The 23,057-nt window shown below is 74.3% G+C and carries 21 protein-coding genes; 13 read left to right on the forward strand and 8 right to left on the reverse strand.

Annotated features, from left to right (window positions below; all coding sequences use genetic code 11):
- Positions 1 to 43: 43 nt before the first annotated feature.
- A complete protein-coding gene (locus tag ACFRAV_RS00195) occupies positions 44 to 844 on the reverse strand; it encodes a phosphotransferase (protein ID WP_382549865.1) in 801 nt (266 codons plus the stop codon).
- A 169-nt stretch (positions 845 to 1,013) separates the two neighbouring features.
- Positions 1,014 to 1,184, reverse strand: a complete 171-nt coding sequence (locus ACFRAV_RS00200) for a hypothetical protein (protein ID WP_382549867.1) — start codon at positions 1,182 to 1,184, stop codon at positions 1,014 to 1,016.
- 231 nt (positions 1,185 to 1,415) lie between these two features.
- Between ACFRAV_RS00200 and ACFRAV_RS00205 the strand changes: the two genes are divergently transcribed.
- Together ACFRAV_RS00205 and ACFRAV_RS00210 are read left to right on the forward strand one after the other, a co-directional pair.
- Positions 1,416 to 2,162, forward strand: coding sequence for an alpha/beta hydrolase (locus ACFRAV_RS00205; protein ID WP_382549869.1), 747 nt, complete (start codon positions 1,416 to 1,418; stop codon positions 2,160 to 2,162).
- A 157-nt stretch (positions 2,163 to 2,319) separates the two neighbouring features.
- Entirely contained in the window at positions 2,320 to 3,096 is a 777-nt protein-coding gene (locus ACFRAV_RS00210; RefSeq protein ID WP_382549871.1) for a hypothetical protein, read from the forward strand.
- A 92-nt stretch (positions 3,097 to 3,188) separates the two neighbouring features.
- On the opposite strand, the gene ACFRAV_RS00215 is transcribed toward ACFRAV_RS00210, so the two are convergent.
- The 4 genes from ACFRAV_RS00215 to ACFRAV_RS00230 form a co-directional block, all read right to left on the reverse strand.
- Positions 3,189 to 4,247, reverse strand: coding sequence for a polysaccharide deacetylase family protein (locus ACFRAV_RS00215; protein WP_382549873.1), 1,059 nt, complete (start codon positions 4,245 to 4,247; stop codon positions 3,189 to 3,191).
- A gap of 359 nt (positions 4,248 to 4,606) precedes the next feature.
- On the reverse strand, positions 4,607 to 5,473 hold the full coding sequence (locus tag ACFRAV_RS00220; RefSeq protein ID WP_382549875.1) for a sugar phosphate isomerase/epimerase family protein: 867 nt from the start codon (positions 5,471 to 5,473) through the stop codon (positions 4,607 to 4,609).
- Positions 5,470 to 6,645, reverse strand: a complete 1,176-nt coding sequence (locus ACFRAV_RS00225; protein WP_382549877.1) for a dihydrodipicolinate synthase family protein — start codon at positions 6,643 to 6,645, stop codon at positions 5,470 to 5,472. The genes ACFRAV_RS00220 and ACFRAV_RS00225 overlap by 4 nt, the downstream gene beginning before the upstream one ends.
- Positions 6,642 to 7,805, reverse strand: a complete 1,164-nt coding sequence (locus ACFRAV_RS00230) for a Gfo/Idh/MocA family protein (RefSeq protein ID WP_382549879.1) — start codon at positions 7,803 to 7,805, stop codon at positions 6,642 to 6,644. Before ACFRAV_RS00230 ends, ACFRAV_RS00225 begins: the two co-directional genes overlap by 4 nt.
- A 613-nt stretch (positions 7,806 to 8,418) precedes the next feature.
- On the opposite strand from ACFRAV_RS00230, the gene ACFRAV_RS00235 reads away from it, so the two are divergent.
- Positions 8,419 to 9,498, forward strand: a complete 1,080-nt coding sequence (locus tag ACFRAV_RS00235) for a LacI family DNA-binding transcriptional regulator (protein WP_382549881.1) — start codon at positions 8,419 to 8,421, stop codon at positions 9,496 to 9,498.
- A gap of 108 nt (positions 9,499 to 9,606) precedes the next feature.
- On the opposite strand, the gene ACFRAV_RS00240 is transcribed toward ACFRAV_RS00235, so the two are convergent.
- Complete coding sequence (locus ACFRAV_RS00240) at positions 9,607 to 10,425, reverse strand: NAD-dependent epimerase/dehydratase family protein (protein WP_382549883.1); 819 nt, start codon at positions 10,423 to 10,425, stop codon at positions 9,607 to 9,609.
- Between the two features lie 280 nt (positions 10,426 to 10,705).
- Between ACFRAV_RS00240 and ACFRAV_RS00245 the strand changes: the two genes are divergently transcribed.
- Together ACFRAV_RS00245 and ACFRAV_RS00250 are read left to right on the forward strand one after the other, a co-directional pair.
- Positions 10,706 to 11,653, forward strand: coding sequence for a 5-dehydro-4-deoxyglucarate dehydratase (locus ACFRAV_RS00245; protein ID WP_382549885.1), 948 nt, complete (start codon positions 10,706 to 10,708; stop codon positions 11,651 to 11,653).
- Positions 11,650 to 12,852, forward strand: a complete 1,203-nt coding sequence (locus ACFRAV_RS00250; RefSeq protein ID WP_382549887.1) for a hypothetical protein — start codon at positions 11,650 to 11,652, stop codon at positions 12,850 to 12,852. The genes ACFRAV_RS00245 and ACFRAV_RS00250 overlap by 4 nt, the downstream gene beginning before the upstream one ends.
- A gap of 281 nt (positions 12,853 to 13,133) precedes the next feature.
- Here ACFRAV_RS00250 and ACFRAV_RS00255 read toward each other — a convergent pair whose 3' ends face one another.
- The gene (locus tag ACFRAV_RS00255; protein ID WP_382549888.1) at positions 13,134 to 13,439 is read right to left on the reverse strand and encodes a hypothetical protein; all 306 of its coding nucleotides are present in this window, start codon (positions 13,437 to 13,439) and stop codon (positions 13,134 to 13,136) included.
- Positions 13,440 to 13,600: 161 nt separating this feature from the next.
- Here ACFRAV_RS00255 and ACFRAV_RS00260 point away from each other — a divergent pair, with 161 nt between their 5' ends.
- The 8 genes from ACFRAV_RS00260 (at position 13,601) to ACFRAV_RS00295 (ending at position 23,013) form a co-directional block, all read left to right on the forward strand.
- Entirely contained in the window at positions 13,601 to 14,251 is a 651-nt protein-coding gene (locus tag ACFRAV_RS00260; protein WP_382549890.1) for a GntR family transcriptional regulator, read from the forward strand.
- Between the two features lie 68 nt (positions 14,252 to 14,319).
- Entirely contained in the window at positions 14,320 to 15,231 is a 912-nt protein-coding gene (locus ACFRAV_RS00265) for a dihydrodipicolinate synthase family protein (RefSeq protein ID WP_382549892.1), read from the forward strand.
- Positions 15,228 to 17,117, forward strand: coding sequence for an L-arabinonate dehydratase (gene araD, locus ACFRAV_RS00270; RefSeq protein WP_382549894.1), 1,890 nt, complete (start codon positions 15,228 to 15,230; stop codon positions 17,115 to 17,117). The genes ACFRAV_RS00265 and araD overlap by 4 nt, the downstream gene beginning before the upstream one ends.
- Positions 17,118 to 17,316: 199 nt before the next feature.
- Positions 17,317 to 18,282, forward strand: a complete 966-nt coding sequence (locus tag ACFRAV_RS00275) for a carbohydrate ABC transporter permease (RefSeq protein WP_382549896.1) — start codon at positions 17,317 to 17,319, stop codon at positions 18,280 to 18,282.
- Positions 18,279 to 19,193 (forward strand): carbohydrate ABC transporter permease, encoded by a 915-nt coding sequence (locus ACFRAV_RS00280; protein ID WP_382549898.1) that lies wholly within the window; start codon positions 18,279 to 18,281, stop codon positions 19,191 to 19,193. The genes ACFRAV_RS00275 and ACFRAV_RS00280 overlap by 4 nt, the downstream gene beginning before the upstream one ends.
- A gap of 174 nt (positions 19,194 to 19,367) precedes the next feature.
- Positions 19,368 to 20,555 (forward strand): Gfo/Idh/MocA family protein, encoded by a 1,188-nt coding sequence (locus ACFRAV_RS00285; protein WP_382549900.1) that lies wholly within the window; start codon positions 19,368 to 19,370, stop codon positions 20,553 to 20,555.
- Positions 20,552 to 21,424 carry a PmoA family protein gene (locus ACFRAV_RS00290; protein ID WP_382549902.1) on the forward strand — a complete coding sequence of 291 codons (873 nt, stop codon included), beginning with the start codon at positions 20,552 to 20,554 and terminating at the stop codon, positions 21,422 to 21,424. The genes ACFRAV_RS00285 and ACFRAV_RS00290 overlap by 4 nt, the downstream gene beginning before the upstream one ends.
- Positions 21,421 to 23,013, forward strand: a complete 1,593-nt coding sequence (locus ACFRAV_RS00295) for a family 43 glycosylhydrolase (RefSeq protein WP_382549904.1) — start codon at positions 21,421 to 21,423, stop codon at positions 23,011 to 23,013. Before ACFRAV_RS00290 ends, ACFRAV_RS00295 begins: the two co-directional genes overlap by 4 nt.
- The last annotated feature ends 44 nt before the right edge of the window (positions 23,014 to 23,057 follow it).

Here is a 23,057-nt window from a genome sequence, read left to right on the forward strand (position 1 = left end):
GGGACCCCGGGGTCGCCTCCGTCAGGGGCCCGAGGCGGCCCGGTCAGCGTAGCAACGCGGTCGTGAACGTCTCGCGGTGGTCGGACAGCCAGGCCTGGAGGCGGTCCCAGCGCTCCCAGCCGCCGCGCTCCGCCAGCGCTTCGACGAAGACCCGGTCACCATCGGCCACGCGGCGGGCCACGAAGGTCCGGCAGACATTCGTGGCCTGCTCGACGACGGCGGGCAGCTCGGCTCGCTCCCGCGGGGAGAGGCCGTAGCCGTCGGCGAGGACCCGAAGCCGTGCAGGCGCGTCCAGGCCGCGGGGGTAGTACGCGGCCGCCGACGTGGGATCGAGCATCGGCACCCAGTACCGGGCGGTCATCGCGAGGTCCCAGAGCGGGCGGCCCGGAGCGGCCATGTCGAAGTCGATCAGCGCGGCCGCACGGCCCTCCCGGAGGACGACATTCTCCGGGCACACGTCGTTGTGGCACAGCACCGTTCCGCCCTCCGGGTCGGCCAGGTCGTGGGGCCACTCGGCGCGGGGGTCGACCCCGACGGCCGCGCCTGCCTCGTGCAGGCGTCGCACCAGGGCGCCCACCGAGGCAAGGACGGTCCTCGACATCGCCCGTTCCGGGAACGGTGGCAGGGCCACGTCACCAGGGAGGAAGGTCAACTGCTCGCGGCCGTCGGCGGTGAGGGCGACGGGTGTCGGCGCGGCGTCGAAGCCGTGGTCCTTCAGCGCGCGGAGATACGCGTGCAGGGCGGGTGCGTTGCGCGGCGCGGGGCGGTCGACCACCGTGTCACGGCGGAAGACCGCCCCGGCGTTCGCCGTTCCGCCGACCAGCGCCTCGTCCTCGGCCGTCATGGCGGTCAGGCTACCCGGCGCGGACCACTTCCCGGGTGGTCCGGTCGCCGCGGAGGCGGCGCATCGTGACGGCAGGCGCGGCGGTCGGCCCGGCCGGGCGTCGCGCGTGCGGTCCGCCCCGCGACGGGGTGCGGCCGACGGTCCGTGCCGTCGGCCGCCCGGTGGACCGTCAGCCGAAGAGGCTGTCGATCACCCCTTCGACCGCCTCCTCGGCGATCTCCTCGGCCGTCTCCTCCACGATCTCCTCGACGAAGTCCCCGAAGATGTCGTCCATGAACTGTCCCCTCCTGTCGGCGTGACGGTGCCCGTCGCCGTTCGAGTCGGCCACCGGCTCGGGCATTCTCTCAACTGTGCGTATCCGAGCGCCAGTTCACAGTGGATCTTCTTCGGGGCGGAAACGCGCCGGCGTGAGCCGGCGGGCGGTTGCTACCCTCGCGGAGGCCGTGCGAGAGAACGAGGAGGTGGTACCCGTGAACGCTGTATCGACATGGGTGCTCCCCTCCGGGGTCACGGCCGGGCGATAGGTCGTCCGGGAGCGCCGTTTCCACGAGCACTCCCGAAAGGCACGACCGTGCGCTTCACTTCCGCACAGCACCTCGACGACGGCGTCCTCGAGCGTGAATTCACCCTCGGCGAGATTCCCGGCACCCTCTGGACGCCCGGCGCCGCGACCGGCTCCGCGCCGGCCCCGCTGGTCCTGATGGCCCACAACAACGGCCTGCCCAGGGCCGATGCCCGGCTGGCGGCCCGGGCCCGGTACACGGCGGCGCGCGGGTACGCGGTGGCGAGTATCGACGCCGCCGGGTGCGGTGACCGTCCCCGCACCGCCGCCCAGGATCAGGCCCGTGCAGAGCTGCGGCGGGCGATGCGGGCCGGCGAGCCGGTCGACGAGATCTTCGAGTCCTTCATCGGTCCGCTGGTCGAGACCGCGGCGCCCGAATGGCGGACCGCGCTCGACGCCCTCCTCGAACTGCCGGGCATCACCGGCCCGGTCGGGTACTCCGGCGGATGGGCCGCCCTCGGCATCCGGCTGGCGGTGACCGAGCCGCGCATCGCGGCCGCGGGCTTCTTCGCCGGGGGCTACGTGCCCCGCGCCCAGCGTGAGGAGGCCCGCCAGGTCACCGTCCCGCTGCTGTTCCTGCTGCAGTGGGACGACGAGGGCAACCCCCGGCAGCGGGCCCTGGACCTGTTCGACGCCTTCGGCAGCGAGGAGAAGACGCTGCACGCGAATCCCGGGGGGCACACCGGCACCCCGTACTTCGAGCTGGAGGACGGCTGCCGGTTCTTCGACCGGCACCTGAAGCGGGAACGGTCCTGACGTAGGACCGCGAGCCGGTCGCGCGCGACGTCACCGTCCCCGGCGGCGACCGGCTCGCCCCCTTCCTGGCCCGGCCCCTCTCCCGGCCCCGGCCCGGTCCGGCCCGGACCGGCGGAAGTCGCTGTCGGGGACGGCGCTGTGCCTCTAGGGTTCCGCCATGCGACCCGACGGCGAGGTGCACCCCCGTACGACCGCCGGCACGGGGCCGGCTCCGCGCCGGCGGACCCGTGTACCGCGCTCGCGCCGTGCCCTTGCCGTGGGCGCGGTGCTGGTGGTGGCGTCGGAGGCCGTGCTGCTGGTCGGACCCCGGCCCGGTGACCACCCGCCGTCGCGGGTCTGCTGGGACGGGACGGCCGTCCACGCGGACGTGGACGCGGACGGCCGGGAGGACCGGGTGGTCGACGGCGGGGCGGACGGAAGAGCAGCCGTCGTCTTCACCGAGGGCGACAGCGACCGGGACACACTGGTCACCGTGGACGAGGCCCGCGGCTTCTGGCAGAAGCTCAGGGGTGCGCTGCGCACGGGCATGGCGACCCGCGGGGCGTTCGGCGACTTCGACGGCGACGGCTACCTCGACCTGGCGCTCTTCTCCAGCCAACGGGACACCGGCGACTCGCCGAACAGCGTCATGCCCGCGCACGAGGTGCGCTACGGACCCCTGGCCCGTGACCTGAGCGGCAGCCGCACCGGCCCGGTCCGCATGCCGTACGACTCCTTCGTGGAGGGGGTACGCACGGCCGACGGCGACCATGACGGCCGTGCCGAACTGCACGTGTTCCAGTCCGGCGGCGACGGGGCGCGCTCCGAGTACGTGGGGCGCCAGCGGGACGGCGGTGTGAGCGTCGGCCGTCAGGAGGTCGCGGCCTGGGGGAGCGGCGAGTGGCGGTCGCTGCCCTGGACGGGCCTGGAGGACTTCGGGATGTGCGAGGGCTGAGCCCGTCCGGGCCTCGGGCGGGCGGCACCGCACGGCCCGAGCGGCGCGGTGACCGGGGTCACCGCGCCGCCCGGACCGGGGCCGGGCGCCGGTCAGCTCGTGCTGCAGGAGACCGTCGGCCAGGTGCTGCTGCCGTTCTTCATGATCGTCATGCCCCAGTTGTTGCCGCTGCCGTTGGGGGTGGCCACCAGGGTCTGCGCGTCGGGGTAGGTGGCGTTGACGTTCCAGGTGGTGGCGACCCTCTCCGGGGACGGCACCCGCACGGTCACCTTCCACGTGTTCGAGCCCGAGACCGAGACGTTGAGGTTGTACCGGTCGCTCCACGAGGAGCCGGCCGACAGCGTCGCGGTGCAGTTGCCGCTCGGGGGAGGCGTGGTGCCGCCGCCGGGGGGCGGGGTCGTGCCGCCGCCCGACCCGTCGGGGGCCACGGCGCGGCCGGTCGACGGGGAGATCATGCCGGAGCACAGGCCCTTGCTCGACAGGGTCTGCGCGATCCGCGGGATGGCCGCGAGGGTGTTGGCCGGCCAGTCGTGCATCAGGATGACCTGCCCGTTGGTCAGCCGGCCCGCCGCCTGGACGATGGCGTCCGTGCTCGCGTTGTTCCAGTCCTGCGAGTCGACGTCCCAGAGGACCTCGGTCAGGCCGTACTTGGCCTCCACCGACTTGAGGGTCGCGTTGGTCTCGCCGTAGGGCGGCCGGAACAGCTTCGGGGTGCCGCCGCCGGCGTTGGCGATCGCCTGCTGGGTCCGCGAGATCTGCGAGTCCATGTCCGACTGGGACAGCTGGGTCATGTGCGGGTGGTCCCAGCTGTGGTTGGCGACCCACATGCCGGCGTCGACCTGGGCGCGGACCTGGGAGCTGTAGGACGCGGCGTAGTTGCCCTGGTTGAACATGGTCGCCCGTAAGCCGTTCTGCTTCAGGGCGTTGAGGAGCGCGGGCGTCTGGTTGGAGGGCCCGTCGTCGAAGGTGAGGCCGACGTAGCCGTTGCAGGCGGCTGCCCGCTCGGGGGCCGCCTGGGAGGAACCGGCGGCGAGCGTGGTGGTGGCCGCCGCGGCCAGGGCGATCGCGACGAGCGCGCCCGCCGCGGAGCGGAGCCGCGATGTGGAGGGCCGTGACCTGGGACTGCTTGCGGGAACACGTGTGAGACGCATGGGGGTTGTCCCTTTCTCCGAAGGAGGGCAGCCGGGACCGATGGCCCGGCGCGGAGGAGTGGCCCGGCGAGGGCGCCGCACGTGGCTGCGCCGCACCGGACCACCGACAGTGTGAACCGTCGCGCGCCGGGATTGTCAACGCTTTCGGCGTGGATTTCGAAAGCTTCGGATCCTTCAAGTGGCCGCTCCCGTAGCAAAGTTGCTGGTGAGGGCGCTGTATATGGCAAGCGGCTCGCGCGAGGTCTGAAGGAGTGGCCGTATGCGGCGCCGGCCGGGAAGAATTGGCTCGAATGTTTCGAACCGATGGGGCGCCGCATACGTGACGCGCGCGGTCGCGCCGTTGTCCGTGCGCGCGGCCGTCAGAGCACGTGGACCGCGTACCGGTCCACCACCTCCGCGAGCACCTCCGCGCCCTCCCGGGCCCACAGCCCCTCGTTGAAGATCTCCACCTCGATCGGCCCGGCGTAGCCGGAGGCGTCGACCAGCTCGCGCAGGCCGCGCAGGTCCGCGCTGCCGTCGCCGAGTTGGCCGCGGCCGAGGAGCACGCCGGCGGGCAGCGGGGTCACCCAGTCGGCGACCTGGAAGGCGGCGATCCGGCCGCCGTCCGGACCGGCCGCTCCCGCCCGCTGGATCCGTTCGGCGACCGTGTCGTCCCACCAGACGTGGTACGCGTCGACGACCACGCCCACCTCCTCGACGGGGAAGCGCTCGGCGAGGTCCAGCGCCTGGCCCAGGGTGGAGACCACGCAGCGGTCCGAGGCGAACATCGGGTGCAGCGGCTCGACCGCCAGGCGCACCCCGCGTTCGCGGGCGTACGGGGCCAGTTCGTGCAGCGCGTCCGCGATCCGCTCGCGGGCCCCGCGCAGGTCGCGGTCCCCGGCGGGCAGTCCGCCCGAGACCAGCACCAGGGTGGACGTGGCGAGAGCGGCCGCCTCGTCGATCGCGGCCCGGTTGTCGTCCAGGGCGGCGGCGCGCGCGCCCGGGTCGGTCGCGGTGAGGAAGCCGCCGCGGCACAGGCTGGTGACGGTCAGTCCCGCCTCCCTCACCAGCCGCGCCGCCCGCTCCACGCCGTACTCCTGGACGGGGGCGCGCCACAGGCCGACCCGCGTCACGCCCGCCTTGCGGCAGCCCTCCGCCAGTTCGGGCAGGGACCACTGCTTGACGGTCTCCTGGTTGAGACTGAACCGGGAGAGGACGGCGTCCGTGTTCGTACCCGGGGCGGTCATCGGTCCACCCCGTACACCGCGAGGAGGTTCCGCATGCGGGTCTCGGCGAGCGCAGGGTCCGGGAACAGGCCCAGCCGGTCCGCGAGTTCGTACGCGCGCGCCAGATGCGGGAGCGAGCGGGCCGACTGCAGCCCGCCGACCATCGTGAAGTGGTCCTGGTGACCCGCGAGCCAGGCCAGGAACACCACGCCCGTCTTGTAGAAGCGGGTGGGCGCGGCGAACAGGTGCCGGGCCAGCTCCACCGTCGGGTCGAGGACGGCCCGGAAACCCGCCGTGTCACCGGTGTCCAGGATCCGCACCGCCCGCGCGGCCAGCGGCGCCAGCGGGTCGAAGACGCCGAGCAGAGCGTGGCTGAAGCCCCGTTCGTCGCCCGCGATCAGCTCCGGGTAGTGGAAGTCGTCGCCGGTGTAGCAGCGCACCCCGTCCGGCAGCCGCCGCCGCAGCGCGACCTCCCGCCCGGCGTCCAGCAGCGAGACCTTGACGCCGTCGACCTTGTCCGGGTGCGCGGCGACCACCTCCAGGAAGGCGTCGGTGGCCGCGTCCAGGTCGTCGCCGCCCGACCAGTAGCCCTCCAGGGCCGGGTCGAACATCGGGCCGAGCCAGTGCAGCACCACCGGTTCCGACGCCTGCCGCAGCAGCGCCTCGTACACCTCCAGGTAGTCGTCCGGGCCCTTCGCCACGGCGGCCAGCGCCCGCGACGCCATCAGGACCGCCTGCGCCCCCGCCTCCTCGACGACCGCCAACTGCTCCTCGTACGCGGCCCGCACGTCGGCGAGGCCGAGGTGCGGCGACGCGCCGGGGGCGGCGAGCTGGTCGGTGCCCACGCCGCAGGCGACGTGGCCGCCGACCGCCCGCGCCTCGGCGGCGCTGCGGCGGATCAGCTCCCGGGCGCCCGCCCAGTCCAGGCCCATGCCGCGCTGCGCGGTGTCCATGGCCTCGGCGACGCCCAGGCCGTGCGCCCACAGGTGACGGCGGAAGGCGAGGGTGGCGTCCCAGTCCACGGCGGCCGGGCTGTCCGGAGTGGTGTCGGCGTACGGGTCGGCGACCACGTGGGCCGCCGCGAGGACGGTGCGGGAGAGTAGCGGTGCGCCGCCGGCCGAGAGGTCCGCGGGCGCGGTGCGGGGCGTGTAAGGGGTGGTCCCGCCGTCCGGGCGGGGCAGAGTGATCGTCACAGGGTCAGCTCCGGAACGTCGAGGCGGCGGCCCTCGGCAGAGGAACGCAGGCCGAGTTCGGCGAGCTGCACGCCACGTGCGCCCGCCAGCAGGTCCCAGGCGTACGGCTCGTCGAGCACCACGTGGCGCAGGAACAGCTCCCACTGGGCCTTGAAGCCGTTCTCGAACGACGCCCCCGGCGGCAGGTTGTCCGGCACCTCCTGCCACTGGTCGCGGAAGGACTCGGTGACCGGCAGGTCCGGGTTCCACACCGGCTTGGGCGTGGCGGAGCGGTGCTGGACGCGGCAGCCGCGCAGCCCCGCGACGGCGGAGCCGTGCGTGCCGTCGACCTGGAACTCGACCAGCTCGTCGCGGTGGACCCGCACCGCCCAGGAGGAGTTGATCTGGGCGACGGCCCCGCCCTCCAGCTGGAAGACGCCGTACGCGGCGTCGTCGGCGGTCGCCGGGTAGGGCTTGCCGCTCTCGTCCCAGCGGCGCGGGAGGTGTGTGGTGGCGAGGGCCTGCACCGAGGTGACCCGGCCGAACAGTTCGTGCAGCACGTACTCCCAGTGCGGGAACATGTCGGAGACGATCCCGCCGCCGTCCTCGGCCCGGTAGTTCCAGCTCGGGCGCTGCGCCTGCTGCCAGTCGCCCTCGAAGACCCAGTAGCCGAACTCCCCGCGGACCGACAGGATCTCGCCGAAGAAGCCACCGTCGACGAGCCGCTTCAGCTTCAGCAGGCCCGGCAGGAAGATCTTGTCCTGGACGACGCCGTGCCTGATGCCGGCGTCGCGCGCCAGCCGGGCCAGTTCCAACGCGCCCTCCAGCGAGGTGGCGGTGGGCTTCTCCACGTACAGGTGCTTGCCGGCGGCGATCGCCCGGCGGACGGCGTCGACGCGGGCGGTGGTGATCTGCGCGTCGAAGTAGACGTCGACGGTCGGGTCGGCGAGCACGGCGTCGAGGTCGGTGGACCACTCGGTCAGGCCGTGCCGGTCGGCGATCTCGCGCAACGCGTGCTCCCGGCGGCCGACCAGGACCGGCTCGGGCCACAGCACCGTGCCGTCGCCGAGGGCGAGGCCGCCCTCCTCGCGCAGGGCGAGGATCGAGCGGACCAGGTGCTGGCGGTATCCCATCCGCCCGGTGACGCCGTTCATCGCGATGCGCACCGTTCTGCGTGTCATGTGCTCTCCTCCGTTGTCGGGCGGGCCCGTTGTGGGGCGGGCCGGTTGTGGAGCGGGCCCGTTGTGAGACGGGCGGTTCACGTCACCGGGGCGCCGATCCGCCGGCGGACCCGGGTGGCGGGGCGCCGGGGGCCGAGGCGCCGGGTGGCCGGGTAGTCGGTCGGCCGATGCACCGTGGCCTTGGTGCTTGGTGCTTGGTGCTGGGGTGCTGCGGTGTTGCGCTGTTGAGGGAGTCGGGTGGTCCGGAGCGCCGGGGGGCCGGAGCCCCGCGTTCTGAGGGCCCTGGTGCTCGGGGCGCCGGGCCCGGGGTGCCGAGAACCCGTGACCGGGACGGCCGGGCCGCCCTCCGCGAGCCACCCGGTGCCGGGCTGCGGGCACGCGTGGAGCCGGTGACGGGCACCACGGAAAGCGCGCGTAGAAAGCGCTTTCTACGACGTACGCTAGCGACCGCGCGCGCCCACGTACAGACCGTCGCGGTCACCTGGCTCGGATCGGGCGCCTCGTGCCGCGCCGCGGGCGGTGAGGATGGGACCATCGCCCAGGGCCGGGCGGGGCGGCGCGCCGGCCCGCTCCCCGTCGTCCCCCACGACCCGCCGGCGCCTGGAGGGCCCTCATGTCAGTGACCTTGTCGGATGTGGCGAACCGCGCCAAGGTCTCGCCCGCCACGGTCTCCCGCGTGCTCAACGGCAACTACCCCGTGGCCGCCGCGACCAGGGAACGCGTGCTGCGCGCGGTGGACGAGCTGGACTACGTGCTCAACGGCCCGGCGAGCGCCCTGGCGGCCTCGACCTCGGACCTGGTCGGCATCCTCGTCAACGACATCGCCGACCCGTTCTTCGGCATCATGGCCTCGGCCGCCCAGGCCGAGATGGGGTGCCGGGACGGCGACGGAACCGGCCGGGCGGGCGGCGAGAAACTCGCTGTCGTCTGCAACACCGGCGGCGCCCCGGACCGCGAACTGACCTACCTCACCCTCCTGCAGCGCCAGCGCGCCGCGGCCGTCGTGCTCACCGGCGACACCGTCGACGACCCGGCCCACGCGGCGGCGGTCGCGGCGAAACTGGCGCGGCTGGCGGAGGCGGGGACCCGCGTCGTGCTGTGCGGCCGGCCGCCGCTGACCGCGCACCCCGACGCCGTCCTCGCCGCGCTCCCGTTCGACAACCGGGGCGGCGGCCGGGCCCTCACCGGGCACCTGCTGGAGCTCGGCCACCGGCGCATCGGCTACGCCGCGGGTCCGGCCGAGCGCACCACCACGCGCCACCGGCTGGAAGGACACCGCGAGGCGCTGGCCGCCGCGGGCCTCGGCGGCGACCCGGCCGGTCAGGGGCTCACCGTGCACGGCCCCTACGACCGGCGGACCGGCTACGAGGCCGCGCGGGAGCTGCTGCGGCGCGAGCCCGGCCTGACGGCGGTCGTCGCGGCCAACGACACGGTGGCCCTCGGTGTCTGCGTCGCCCTGCGCGAGGCGGGACTACGGGTGCCGGAGGACGTCTCGGTGGCCGGCTTCGACGACCTGCCGTTCAGCGCGGACGCCGTGCCCGCCCTGACGACCGTGCGGCTGCCGCTTCAGGAGGCGGGTGCGCGGGCGGGACGGCTGGCGCTGGGCACGGAGAAGCCGCCGCCCGGGAGGGTGGCCGAGGTCGCCGCCGAGCTCGTCGTCCGCGCCTCGACGGGGGCGCCCCGCACGGGATGACGGAACGCCCCGCGACGGGGCCCGAGGCCGGGGAGGGGCGGCGCGGCGCTCGCGTGGCGCGGGCGACGCTCGCGGGGTGCGGGCGGTGTCGCGGGGCGTGGGCGGGGGTCAGTGCGGCCAGATCGGCGGGTTGGTGGTGAAGTGCCCGCCGAGCAGGCCCTGTTCGGGCCTGGAGCGGTCGAGCTCGCCCTGCTCGGCGATGAGCTTCGCCGCGTACGGCTCGGAGTCGTCCCGCGGCTCGTACCCGAGCGCCCGCGCCGAGGAGAGGTCCCACCACAGACGGGTGTTGGCGGAACTTCCGTAGACGACGGTGTGACCGACGTCCTCGGCGGTCAGCGCCGCGTGGAAGAGCCGTGCGGCGTCGGCCGGGCTCATCCAGATCGACAGCATCCGCACCGTCGTGGGCTCGGGGAAGCAGGAGCCGATGCGGACGGACACCGTCTCCAGGCCGTGCCGGTCCCAGTAGAGCTGCGCCAGGTCCTCGTCGAACGCCTTGGAGAGACCGTAGAAGGTGTCGGGGCGGCGCGGGGTGTCCACCGGGATCAGCGGTTCGCCCTCGGCCGGAGCGGGGGTGTAGCCGACGGCGTGGTTGCTGGAGGCGAGGACGACGCGCCCGACACCCTCCTCGCGGACCGCCTCGTAGAGGTGGTAGGTGCCCTCGATGTTGGCGCGCAGGATCTTCTCGAAGGACGCCTCCAGCGAGATGCCCGCGAGGTGGAGGACGGCGTCCACGCCGCGCACCGCCTCGCGCAGCGCCGCCCGGTCGGCCAGGTCCGCGGTGATCACCTCCTCGGTGTCCCGCGCCCCCTCCACGGGCATGACGTCGAACAGCCGCAGGCTGTACCCGTAGGAGGGGAGCAACTCCCGCATCAGGGTGCCGAGTCCGCCCGCGGCGCCGGTGAGCAGAAGGGTGCGGGGAGCGGGCATGGCGTTTCTCCTCGGGTCTGACGGACGGGGGGCGGACGGGAGCGGATGGTGCGGCTGGGATCGGATCCGCATCCGTGGACGGTGTTCAGGTTCGTGCGCACGCTAAGGAGGTGTCCGACGCGGCGTCAAGTGTGTCCTTACGCGTCTTGACCGGGATTGGCGGCTGCCCTAGCGTGACCAGCGTTCAGAAATGTAAACGCCAGTCAGATTCATGACCACCCCGCACGTACGCGCTTCACCTGCACACCGGCGCGTCGCCGTCCGCAGTCCAGGGAGTCCCGTGACCACGACCTCACCCCCGCTCAGTGCCCGGCTCGACGGCGTGCTGTTCTTCCCCGTCACCGCGTACGGGCCCGACGGGTCCGTCGACACCGACGCGTTGCGCGCGCACGTGCGCGACGGCGTCGACGCAGGCGCCGCGGCCGTCTTCGCGTGCTGCGGCACCGGCGAGTTCCACGCCCTGACGCTCGAGGAGTTCCGGCTCTGCGTCGCCGCCGCGGTGGCCGAGGCGGCGGGGCGGGTGCCGGTCTTCGCGGGCGCCGGCTACGGCACCGCGCTCGCCGTCCAGTACGCCCGCGCCGCCGAGGAGGCGGGCGCCGACGGACTGCTCGCCATGCCCCCGTACCTGGTCGTCGCGGACCAGGAGGGGCTGCTGGCGCACTACACCGCCCTCGCGGACTCCACCGGCCTCGACGTCATCGTCTACCAGCGCGACAACGCGGTGTTCGCCCCGGATACGGTGGCCCGGCTGGCCCGCCACCCGCGGATCGTCGGCCTGAAGGACGGCCTCGGCGACCTCGACCTGGTGCAGCGGATCGTCAGTGCCGTGCGCACCGAACTGCCCGGCTCCGACTTCCTCTACTTCAACGGGCTTCCCACGGCCGAGCTCACCGCGCTTGCCTACCGGGGCGTCGGCGTCACGCTCTACTCCTCCGCGGCCTTCTGCTTCGCCCCGGAGGTCGCCGTCGCCTTCCACCGGGCGCTCACCACCGGCGACGACGCGACCGCCGACCGCCTCATCGACGGCTTCTACCGCCCCCTGGTCGAACTGCGCTCCCGGGGACGCGGCTACGCCGTCTCCCTCGTCAAGGCGGGCGTGCGGCTGCGCGGCGGGAAGGTCGGCGAGGTGCGTCCGCCGCTGAGCGAACCGGCCGCCGGACACGTCGAGGAACTCGGCCGCATCGTCGAGCGCGGGTACGCGCTGCTGTCCGAAGGGGGTGCGGCGTGAGGGCCTCCGCCTTCCTGTACCCCTGGGACGTCGTCGGCGACCCCAAGGCCGCCGCCCGCACCGCCGCGATCGGCGTGCGGCGGGTGACGCTCGCCTCCGCCTACCACTCCACGCGCGCGGTGACGCCCCGGCATCCCGCCCACCGGATCGTCACCGCCGAGCACGCCGCGGTGCTCTACCCGCCCGACGCCGGCCGCTGGGACGGCCGTGAACTGCGGCCCTACCCGGCGGGCGAGTGGGCGCCGGCCGGGAAGGACCCCTTCGGGCAGGCCGCCGCGGCGCTCGCCGACGCCGGTCTGGAGGTGCACAGTTGGGTGGTGCTCGCCCACAACTCCCGGCTGGGTGCCGAACATCCGGACATCGGCGTGGTCAACGCCTACGGGGACCGCTACCCGTGGGCCCCGTGCATCGCCCGGCCCGCGGTGCGCGAGTACCTCGCCTCCCTCGCCGCGGAGGCGGCCGTCCGTCCCGGTGCGGCGGGCACCGAACTGGAGTCCTGCGGCTGGTACGGCTTCGCGCATCTGCACGCCCACGACAAGGCCGGCGGGGTGGTGCTCGGCGACGCGACCCAGTACCTGATGTCGCTGTGCTTCTGCCCCGACTGCCGTGACGGGTACGCCGGCCAGGGGTGGGACGCCCGTGAACTGGCGGCGCACGTGCGGCGCGCCCTGGAACCCGTGTGGGCGGTGGGCGGTTCGCAGGCCACCGGATGGCCCGCCGTGGAGAGGCTGCTCGGCTCCGGCCCGGCCGCGGCGACCCTCGCCTGGCGCGTCCAGGCCGCGCGCGCCCTGCAGGAGGCCGCCGTCGAGGCGGTGCGGGCCGCAGCGCCGCCCGGCTTCCGGGTCCTGCTGCACGCCGACCCGGCGCCGTACCGCTGCGGGGCCAACGCGGGGGTCGACGCGGGGCACGTACTGGGCCTCGCGGACGGTGTCGTCCTGCCCTGCACGGGGAGCGCCGCGGCCCGGGAGGCGGTCCTCGGCCCCTTCGCGCCGCACCGGCGGGCGGGCACCGTGCTGGCGGCGAACCTCACGGTGGTCTCCGGCATGGGCGGGAGCCCGGGCACGCTCGCCGCGGACGCCGCCCACGCGGCCTCGCTGGGCGCCACGGAACTGCGCCTCTACCACGCGGGGCTCGCCTCCGACCCCGACCTGCGGGTCGTCACGGAACAGCTCGCCGAACTCGGCCGACCCGACGCGTAGCCCGCCGGCGCCCCGGGCCCCGGGGCGCCGGCCCCGGCCTTGCGTCCGATCGCCGTTCCGGAGCCCGATCGCCGCCATTGAATACGACCGCCGTCCCGGAGCCCGGCCGTCGCCCCTGGGCCCGACTACCGTGAGCCCGGCGTCACCCGGCCCCGCGCGCCGCCGCCCGGCCCCGCGCGCTCTCACGCGGCCGGAGTGCCCGTCGCCGCCCGCCGCGGGCCCGACGAGGCCGGTCCACGCCGCACACCCCGGCTGCCTGGCGGGTCGCCACGCAGCCGGGGTCATCGCCGGCCGGCCATGTGGTCGCGGACGGCGGCGTCGCAGTCCTCGGCACCGGACTCGGCCCGCGTGAAGTTCTGCACGTCCACCGCCCGGCCCTCCTGCCTTGCCTCGGCCAGTGTCCTCTCGACGTCCGCGACGTACGCGGCACAGTCGGCGCTGACAGGTCCCCCGGGCTCCCGCGAGGCGGGCGCCGGGACCGGTGCCGGGGAGGCTTCGAGTGCGAGGGTGACGACAAGACTCGCCCCGCACAACACCGCCCACACGGCGACCAGGACGCGGTGGTTCTTCCAGGCCGGCGGGTGCATCCCGACATCCTACGGGCACCCCGTGCGGCACAACTCCCCTTGGCAACACGGGATTTCCTCGTCCGAAGCGTTGACGAAACACAGCCACGGCCCTAGCTTCGTCGCGTCGTACTTCGTACGTCATATATGAGACGCGATACGTCGGATACGAAAGAGAGCCCATGGCCTTCGCCGCCCCCGCTCCCATCCCCTCGCGCACCCAGTACGTGCTGGACGCGATCAAGCACGGCATCCTGACCGGGCAGCTCGTGCCCGGTCAGGCGCTGGTGGAGGCCGAGCTCGCCGCACGGTTCGGGGTGTCCAAGACGCCGGTGCGCGAGGCGCTCAAGACGCTGGCCGGAACCGGGCTCGTGGTGATGAGCCAGTACAAGGGCGTCACCGTGCGCGAGGTGGACGCGGCCATGGCCCACCAGGTGTACGACGTCCGCCTGCTGCTCGAGCCGGAGGCGCTGCGGCGCACCATCGCCCGCCAGGCGTCCCTGGACGTCGCGGCGGACGCGCTGGTGCGGGCCGACGAGGCCGAGGACAACGCCCAACGCAGCCTCGCCAACCGGGAGTTCCACCGCGCCCTGTACGTGCCCTGCGGAAACCCGCTGCTCGCCCGGATGCTCGACGAGGTCCGCGACCAGGCCGCGCTCGTCTCCGCGGTGGTGTGGGGCGCCATCCCCTCCTGGGAGCGGGAGGCCGCCGAGCACCGGGAGATCCTGCGGCTGGCCCGGGCCGGCGACGCGGACGGCGCGGCCCGCGCCCTGCACGACCACATCGCCTCCTTCGTCCACCGGGCCTTCCCCGAGGAGGAGGCCGCCATGTGACAGGAACCGGTCGGGCCCAGCAGACGCAGGTGCACGGACATCGTCACGGAGAAGAAAGGGCGGCCTCGATGGCGCACGCGGACCACACTCCTCTCAGGGCAGCACTGGCCGACGTCGTCGCGATCCCCGCGACGCCGTTCGACGCCGACGGCGGTCTCGACCTCGCCGCGCACCGGGTGCTGCTGCGCCGCCTGCTGGACGCGGGCGTGCGCACCCTCACCCCGAACGGCAACACCGGGGAGTTCTACACGCTGACCCCCCAGGAGCGGCGCACCGTCACCGAGGTGACGGTGGAGGAGGCGGGGGACCGGGCGACGATCGTCGTCGGCGTCGGCCACGACGTGCCGGCCGCCGTGGCCGCCGCCGTCCACGCCCGCGAGGCGGGAGCGCGGATGGTCATGGTCCATCAGCCCGTCCACCCCTACGTCTCGCGCGACGGCTGGATCGCCTACCACCGGGCGGTCGCCGAGGCCGTGCCGGAACTGGGCGTCGTCCCCTACATCCGCAACCCGCACCTGGACGGCGGGGCCCTCGCCGAACTGGGCGCGTACTGCCCCAACGTGGTCGGCGTGAAGTACGCGGTGCCGGACGCCGCGCACTTCGCCGCCTTCGCCCGCGACGCGGGCCTGGAGCGCTTCGTGTGGGTGGCCGGCCTCGCCGAGCTGTACGCGCCGGCCTACTGGTCCGGCGGCGCCACCGGGTTCACCTCGGGGCTGGTCAACGTCGCCCCCGAGCTGTCCCTCGCGATGCTGGACGCCCTGCGGGGAGGCGACCTGCCGGCCGCCATGGAGGTGTGGGAGCGGGTCCGGCCGTTCGAGGAACTGCGCGCCGACCGGCAGTCCGCGGACAACGTGAGCGTCGTCAAGGAGGCCCTCGCCGCGCTGGGCCTGTGCCGGCGCGACGTCCGTCCGCCCAGCCACGAGATCACCGAGGAGCGCCGCGCCGCGGTCGCCGCCCTGCTGAAGGGGTGGGGGATATGACCGACCGCACCGCCGCCGCGCGCACCGCCGCCCCGAGCCCTGACGCCCCGAGCCCTGACGCCCCGAGCCCTGACGCCTCGCGCACCGACGCCTCGCGCACCGACGCCTCGCGTCCTGACGCCCCGCACCCCGGGGCGCCGGGCCCCGCCACCCTGCGTCCGGAGGACCTGCGCAGCCGCCGCTGGTACGGCGATTCCGTCTCCACGGGCTCGTCGGGTCTGCGCACCTTCAGCCACCGCGCCCGCACCCGCCAGCTCGGCTACCTGCCCGAGGAGCACCTCGGCAAGCCCGTCGTCGCGGTCCTCAACACCTGGTCCGACATCAACCCCTGCCACGTCCACCTGCGCGAACGCGCCCAGGCGGTCAAGCGCGGGGTGTGGCAGGCGGGCGGCTTCCCGCTGGAGTTCCCGGTCTCCACGCTCTCGGAGACCTTCCAGAAGCCGACCCCCATGCTCTACCGCAACCTCCTCGCCATGGAGACCGAGGAACTGCTGCGCTCCTACCCGGTGGACGGGGCCGTGCTCCTCGGCGGCTGTGACAAGACCACGCCCGCCCTGCTGATGGGCGCCGCCAGCGCCGACCTGCCCGCCGTGTTCGTGCCGGCCGGGCCCATGCTGCCGGGCCACTGGCGCAAGGAGGTCCTCGGCAGCGGCACCGACATGTGGAAGTACTGGGACCAGCGGCGCACCGGCGAGATCGGCGACGGCGAACTCGCCGAGCTGGAGAACGGACTGGCCCGCTCGCCCGGCCACTGCATGACCATGGGCACCGCCTCCACCCTCACCGCCGCCGCCGAGGTGCTCGGCATGACGATGCCCGGCGCCTCGTCCATCCCCGCCGTGGACTCGGGCCACGAACGGATGGCCGCGGCCGCCGGCGCCCGCATCGTCGGCATGGTGTGGCAGGACGTCACGCCGTCGAAGATCCTCACCCGGGAGGCGTACGAGGACGCGGTCGCCACCGTCCTCGCGCTCGGCGGCTCCACCAACGCCGTCATCCACCTGATCGCCATGGCCGGCCGTTCCGGCGTCACCCTCACCCTCGACGACTTCGACCGCATCGCCCGCACCGTGCCGGTCCTCGCCAACCTGCGGCCCGGCGGCGCGTACCTCATGGAGGACTTCCACTTCGCGGGCGGCCTGCCCGGATTCCTCTCGCGCCTCACCGACGTCCTCCACCTGGACCGGCCCACCGCCGCCCACCCCACGCTCCGCGCCCAGCTCGAAGGCGCCCTCGTCCACGACGACGAGGTCATCCGCCCGCGTGAGCGGCCGCTGGCCGACGAGGGCGGCGTCGCCGTCCTGCGCGGCAACCTCTGCCCCGACGGCGCGGTGATCAAGCACATCGCCGCCGAGCCCCACCTGCTGCGGCACACCGGCCCGGCCGTCGTCTTCGACGACTACCGCACCATGCAGCGCACCATCGACGACCCCGCGCTCGGCATCACCGCCGACCACGTCCTGGTGCTGCGCAACGCGGGGCCGCAGGGCGGGCCCGGCATGCCGGAGTACGGGATGCTGCCCATCCCCGAGTACCTCCTCAAGGAGGGCGTGCGGGACATGGTGCGGATCTCCGACGCCCGGATGAGCGGCACCAGTTACGGCGCCTGCGTGCTGCACGTGGCGCCCGAGTCGTACGTCGGCGGCCCGCTGGCCCTGGTGCGCACCGGCGACCTGATCACCCTCGACGTCCCGGCCCGCGCCCTGCGCCTGGAGGTCGACGAGGCCGAACTGGAGCGCCGCCGCGCCGCCTGGACGGCGCCCGCGCAGAAGTGGGAACGCGGCTACGGCGCGCTGTACCAGGAGCAGATCACCCAGGCCGACACCGGCTGCGACTTCGCCTTCCTCGCCCGCCCGGGCAAGGTGCCCGAACCCTACGCCGGCTGAACCGCCGCCGGCCGGCCGAGCCCCGGCCGGCGGCGCCCCACCACCCACCGCGTCCGCCTCCGCGCCCGGACCGGCGCACGCCGTGGAGCAAGCGCTTTCTGCCGGCCTCGTCGGCCGACCCGCCGCCCTCCGGGCCCCCGGAGCGGGCCCGGCTCCCCGTACGACACGCACCACCGTGAACGAAACGGAGACAGAGGTCATGGCCCCAGCAGCCCCCGCCGCCACCGCGGCGAAGACACCGGGCAGGACGTCCCGGGGCGCGCCCGGACGACGACGCGGGAACGGCGGCAGCACCCCGCGCCGCCTTCCCTACCTGCTGATCGCCCCCGCCGGGCTGCTCATGCTGGGCTTCATCGCGTACCCGGTGCTCAGCGTCTTCTACTACAGCCTCCAGCACTACAACGTCACCAAGCCCTGGCGCGACGGCTTCGCGGGCTTCGACAACTTCACCCGGATCTTCACCGACGACCCGCTCTTCCGCGACTCCCTGGTGTTCAGCGCCAAATGGGTCGTCACCGAGGTCTCGCTCCAGCTGGTCCTCGGCCTGGCGCTGGCCCTGCTGGTCAACCAGACCTTCGTCGGACGCGCCCTCGCCCGCGCCATGGTCTTCTCCCCGTGGGCCGTCTCCGGGGTGCTGACCACCACCATCTGGATGCTGCTCTACAACCCCTCGACCGGGGTGAGCCGCTACCTGGCGGACGCCGGGATCGGCGCCTACGGCACCTCCGTGCTGTCCGACACCGACACCGTCTTCTGGGCCGTGGTCGTCACCGAACTCTGGCGCGGGGTCCCGTTCTTCGCGATCCTCATCCTCGCCGACCTGCAGTCCGTGCCCAAGGACCTGTACGAGGCGGCGTCGGTCGACGGCGCCGGCCGGCTGCGGCAGTTCGTGCACATCACGCTGCCGCACCTGAAGGACGCCATCATCCTCTCCACGCTGCTGCGCGCCGTGTGGGAGTTCAACAACGTCGACCTCCTCTACACCCTGACCGGCGGCGGCCCCGCGGGCGTCACCACCACGCTCCCGCTGTACGTCGCCAACACGGGCATCGAGGGCCACGACTTCGGGTACGCCTCCGCGCTGACCACCGTGGCCTTCGTGATCCTCCTGTTCTGCTCCATCCTCTACCTGCGTCTGAGCAAGTTCGGAGGCGACCCCCGGTGACCGCCGCACTCGCCGAGACGGGCGACCGCCGTACGGCGCCCCCGGCCTACACCCCCGCGATCTCCCACCAGACCCCGCGCCGCAGGCGCCGCCACCGCGCCTTCGACGAGGCGCCGCGCTGGCAGATCCACCTGCCGCTCGGGCTCTACCTGCTCTTCACCCTCGTGCCGTTCTACTGGATGCTGCTCTTCGCGCTGAGGCCCGCCGGATCGACCTCGCTGGTGCCCTGGCCGATCACCTTCGAGCACTTCGAGAAGGTCTGGAACGAGCGCAGCTTCGGCGTCTTCTTCCAGAACAGCATGCTGGTCGGCGTGGCCACCCTGGTCACCACCACCGTGATCGCCCTGTCCGGCGGCTACGCGCTGGCCCGGTTCGACTTCCGGGTGAAGAACGCCTTCATGCTGGCGCTGCTGTGCTCGCAGTTCATCCCGGGCGCGCTCATGCTGGTCCCGCTCTTCGAGATCTTCCGCAACCTGCGGATGATCAACTCGCTGGAGAGCGTGATCATCGCCGAGACGGTCTTCCAGCTCCCGCTGTCCATCATCCTGATCAGCGGCTTCATCAAGAACGTGCCGGTCTCCCTGGAGGAGGCCGCCTGGGTCGACGGCTGCTCACGACTGCGGGCCTTCCGCGCCGTCGTCCTGCCGCTGCTGCGGCCGGGGCTGATCGCGGTCGGGTCCTTCGCCTTCGTGCACAGCTGGAACCACTTCCTGTTCGCGCTGATGTTCCTCAGCGAGCAGGACAAGCAGACCATCCCGGTCGGCCTCAACACCCTGATCGGCGCGGACAGCGTGGACCTCGGAGCGCTCGCCGCCGGCGGAGTGATCGCCGCCGTCCCCGTCGTCATCGTCTTCGCCTTCATCCAGAAGTGGCTGATCACCGGCTTCAGCGCGGGCGCCGTCAAGGGCTGACCCGCCGCCACCCGCCCCCCGTCCGTGCACGCCTCTCCGGCGTCCACGCCCTTCCCACCCACCCGCCCTCGCTTCCCCGCCCTGGCTTCTCCGACCTCTCGCTCCTGCGCCCTTTCCGCTTCCCCGCCCTTCCTTCTTCCCCCGTCCGTGCGTACTCCCGAGGAGGCCCGCACCATGAGCGCCCCGCACCCGACCCCGCCGCCGCTGCCCCTGGTGCTCGCCGGCGCGCGCGGCCACGGCCGCCGGCACCTGGACAACATCCGCCGCCTGGAGGGCGCCGGACGGGCACGGCTGGCCGGAGTCTGCGACCTCACCCCACTCACCGACGCCGAGCTGACCGGCTTCGCCTCCCGGCCCGAGCAGTCGGCCGACTTCGCCGCCCTCCTGGAGAGCACGGGCGCCCGCGTCGCCGTCGTCTGCACCCCCTTGCAGACGCACGCCGAGCTCGCCACCGCCGCCGCCGCGCGCGGGGTGCACCTCCTGCTGGAGAAGCCGCCCGCCGCCTCCTGGGCCGCCCACCGCCGGGTCCAGGACGCGGTGCGCGCGGCGGGCACCGTCTGCCAGATCGGCTTCCAGACCCTCGGCTCGCACGCCGTGCCCGCCGTCCGCGAGCTGATCTCCGCCGGCGCGATCGGCCGGGTCAGGGGGATCTCCGCGGCCGGGGCCTGGGTCCGCGACACCGCCTACTGGGGCCGCGCCCCCTGGGCCGGCCGGCGCCGTCTCGGCCCCGTCGACGTCGTCGACGGCGTGCTCACCAACCCGCTGGCCCACGCCGTCTCCACCGCCCTCGCCCTGGCGGACGCCGAACGCGCCGAGGACGTCACCGGCATCGAGACGGAACTGCTGCGCGCCAACGACATCGAGGCCGACGACACCTCCTGCGTCCGCGTCACCACCACGCACGGGACGGACGTCGTCGTCGCCGCGACGCTGTGCGCGGAGCGGGCCGGCGAACCGTACGTCCTCGTCCACGGCGAGAGCGGCCGGATCACCTTCTGGTACAAGGAGGACCGGGTGCTCCTGCAGCGCGCCGGACACGGTCCCGAGGAGCACGTCCACGGCCGCACCGACCTGCTGGAGAACCTCCTCGACCACCTCGCGGACGGCACGGAACTGCTCGCCCCGCCCGCCCGCTCCGGCGCCTTCATGCGCGTCCTGGAGGCGGTCCGCACCGCCCCCGAACCCCGCCCGCTGCCGCCGCACGCCTGGCGCACCGCGCACGACACCCCCGCGCCACGGCGGGTGGTGCCCGGCGTCGACGGTCTGGTCGCCGCCTGCGCCGACACCCTGCGCCTGTTCTCCGAGACCGGCGCCGAACCCTGGGCGGCGCCGGCCGCCTCCGCCGGAACGAGGACCTCATGACCGTGCCCCGGGACGTCTCCTCCGTGGAGGTCCTCGCCGACCTGCGCTGCGCCGGGCGGCGGGTCGCCCGCTACGCCGTCCGCCCCGACCTGGACCCGCGGCTCTCGCCCCGCCCCTACCTCCACCCGGTGACCACCCTCGCCGGCGTGGTCGTCACCGAGGAACTGCCCGCCGACCACCTCCACCACCTCGGCGCGGGCGTGGCCGTGCCCGACGTCGACGGCCACAGCTTCTGGGGCGGCCGCACCTTCGTCCGCGACCGCGGCCCGGTGCTGCTCGACAACCACGGCGTCCAGCGCCACACGGGCTGGCACCGCAAGCAGGACGGCCGCATCGAGGAGGACCTCGTCTGGGAGGCGGGCGGCGCCGCGCTGCTGCGTGAGCGGCGCACCGTCACGGCCACCGCGCTCACCGACCGCGCCTGGGCCCTCGGCCTGACCTTCGCGCTCACCCCGGCGGACGGGTCCGTCACCATCGGCAGCCCCGCCACCAACGGCCGCCCCGGCGCGGGCTACGGGGGCTTCTTCTGGCGCGCCCCCAAGGAGGCCGGCGCCCCCGCCGTCCTCACCCCGGACGCCGACGGCGAGGAGGCCGTCCACGGCCGGAGCGCCGACTGGCTCGCCCTCACCGGAGACGGCTGGACCCTGGTCCTCGCCGGCGCCGACGAGGCCACCCGCCGCGACCCCTGGTTCGTGCGGACCGCCGAGTACCCGGGCGTCGGCTCGTCCCTCGCCTGGTCGCGCCCCGTCACCCTCGGGGCAGGGCAGACCCTCGTACGCCGGGTGGCCACCGTCGTCGCCGACGGCCGCCTCGACCGCGACGCGGCCGGCGACCTCGCGAAGCTCGCGAAGGAGGCGGTCACGCCGTGAACACCGCCTCCACGAACCGGCCGTGGACCGCCGACCTCGGCGACGGCACCTACCGCAACCCGGTCCTGAACGCCGACTGGTCCGACCCCGACGTGATCCGCGTCGGCGACGACTACTACCTCACCGCCTCCAGCTTCGGCCGCGCCCCCGGCCTGCCCCTGCTGCACTCCCGCGACCTGGTCAACTGGACCCTCGTCGGGCACGCCCTCGACCGGCTCACGCCGCACGAGGACTTCGCCGTGCCCCGCCCGGACCGCGGCGTGTGGGCCCCGGCGCTGCGGCACCACGCGGGCCGCTTCTGGATCTTCTGGGGCGACCCGGACCAGGGCGTCCTCCAGGTCAACGCGCCGCGCATCGACGGCCCTTGGACCACCCCGCACCTGCTGAAGCCGGGCAAGGGGCTGATCGACGCCTGTCCGCTGTGGGACGAGGAGACCGGCGAGGCCTACCTGGTGCACGGCTGGGCCAGGTCCCGCGCCGGGGTGAAGAACCGTCTCACCGGGCACCGGATGAGCCCCGACGGCCTCACCCTCCTCGACGAGGGCGCGCTCCTCGTCGACGGCGACCTGCTGCCCGGCTGGTTCACCCTGGAGGGCCCCAAGCTCTACCGCCACGACGGCTGGTTCTGGATCCTCGCCCCCGCCGGGTCGGTGGAGACCGGCTGGCAGGGCGCCTTCCGCGCGCGGTCCTTCCATGGCCCGTACGAGGAGAAGGTCGTCCTGGAGCAGGGCGGCACCGACGTCAACGGCCCCCACCAGGGCGGCTGGGTGCGCACCCCGCAGGGGGAGGACTGGTTCCTGCACTTCCAGTCCCGCGGCGCGCACGGCAGGGTCGTCCACCTCCAGCCGATGCGCTGGACCGCGGACGAACAGGGGTCGCCCTGGCCCGTGCTGGGCGACGACGGCACGCCCGTCGCCGTCCACCGCAAGCCCCAGGCGCCGCCGCAGCCGGTGGCCGCGCCGGCCACCGACGACGACTTCGCGGGCGGCGGGTTCGGTCTTCAGTGGCAGTGGGCGGCCGACCCGGGGGAGAGGTGGACCACCGCGCACGACGGTGACGGACTGCGGCTGACCTGCGTCCGCACCGGCCAGGTCGACGACCTGCGTTCGCTGGGCCACCTGCTGACCCAGCGGATGCCCGCCGAGACCTTCACCGCCGAGGTGGACCTCCGCCTCGACGGGGCCGCGGCGGGCGCCCGGGCCGGCCTCGCGGTCGTCGGGGACGCCTACGCCTGGATCGGGCTGGAGCGTGCCGCCGACGGCGCGGTCCGCCTCGTCCACCGGTTCGCCGAGGACTCCGCTTCCCGGGAGCGGGACGCGGCGCGTGCCCGGGACGCGCCCGGTGGGCGGGCCCGGCTGCGCGTCGAGGTGTCCCCGGGCGCCCGGTGCCGCTTCCTCGTCGACACCGGCGACGGGACCGGACTCCAGGCATCCGGGAAGGTGTTCGCCGCCGCCCCCTGGGGCTGGACCGGGGCCCTGCTCGCCCTGTTCGCCGCCGCCCCACCGGGGACCGGCGCCGCGGGAACCGAAGCCGCAGGGACCGACGCCGCGGGGACCGGAACCTTCACCCGCTACCGCACCACCGCCTGACCCCACCTGGTACCGAGCGCACGACCGGCACCGGCCGCACGAAC

It is taken from the genome of Streptomyces sp. NPDC056600 (assembly GCF_042792855.1).
Lineage (GTDB): Bacteria > Actinomycetota > Actinomycetes > Streptomycetales > Streptomycetaceae > Streptomyces.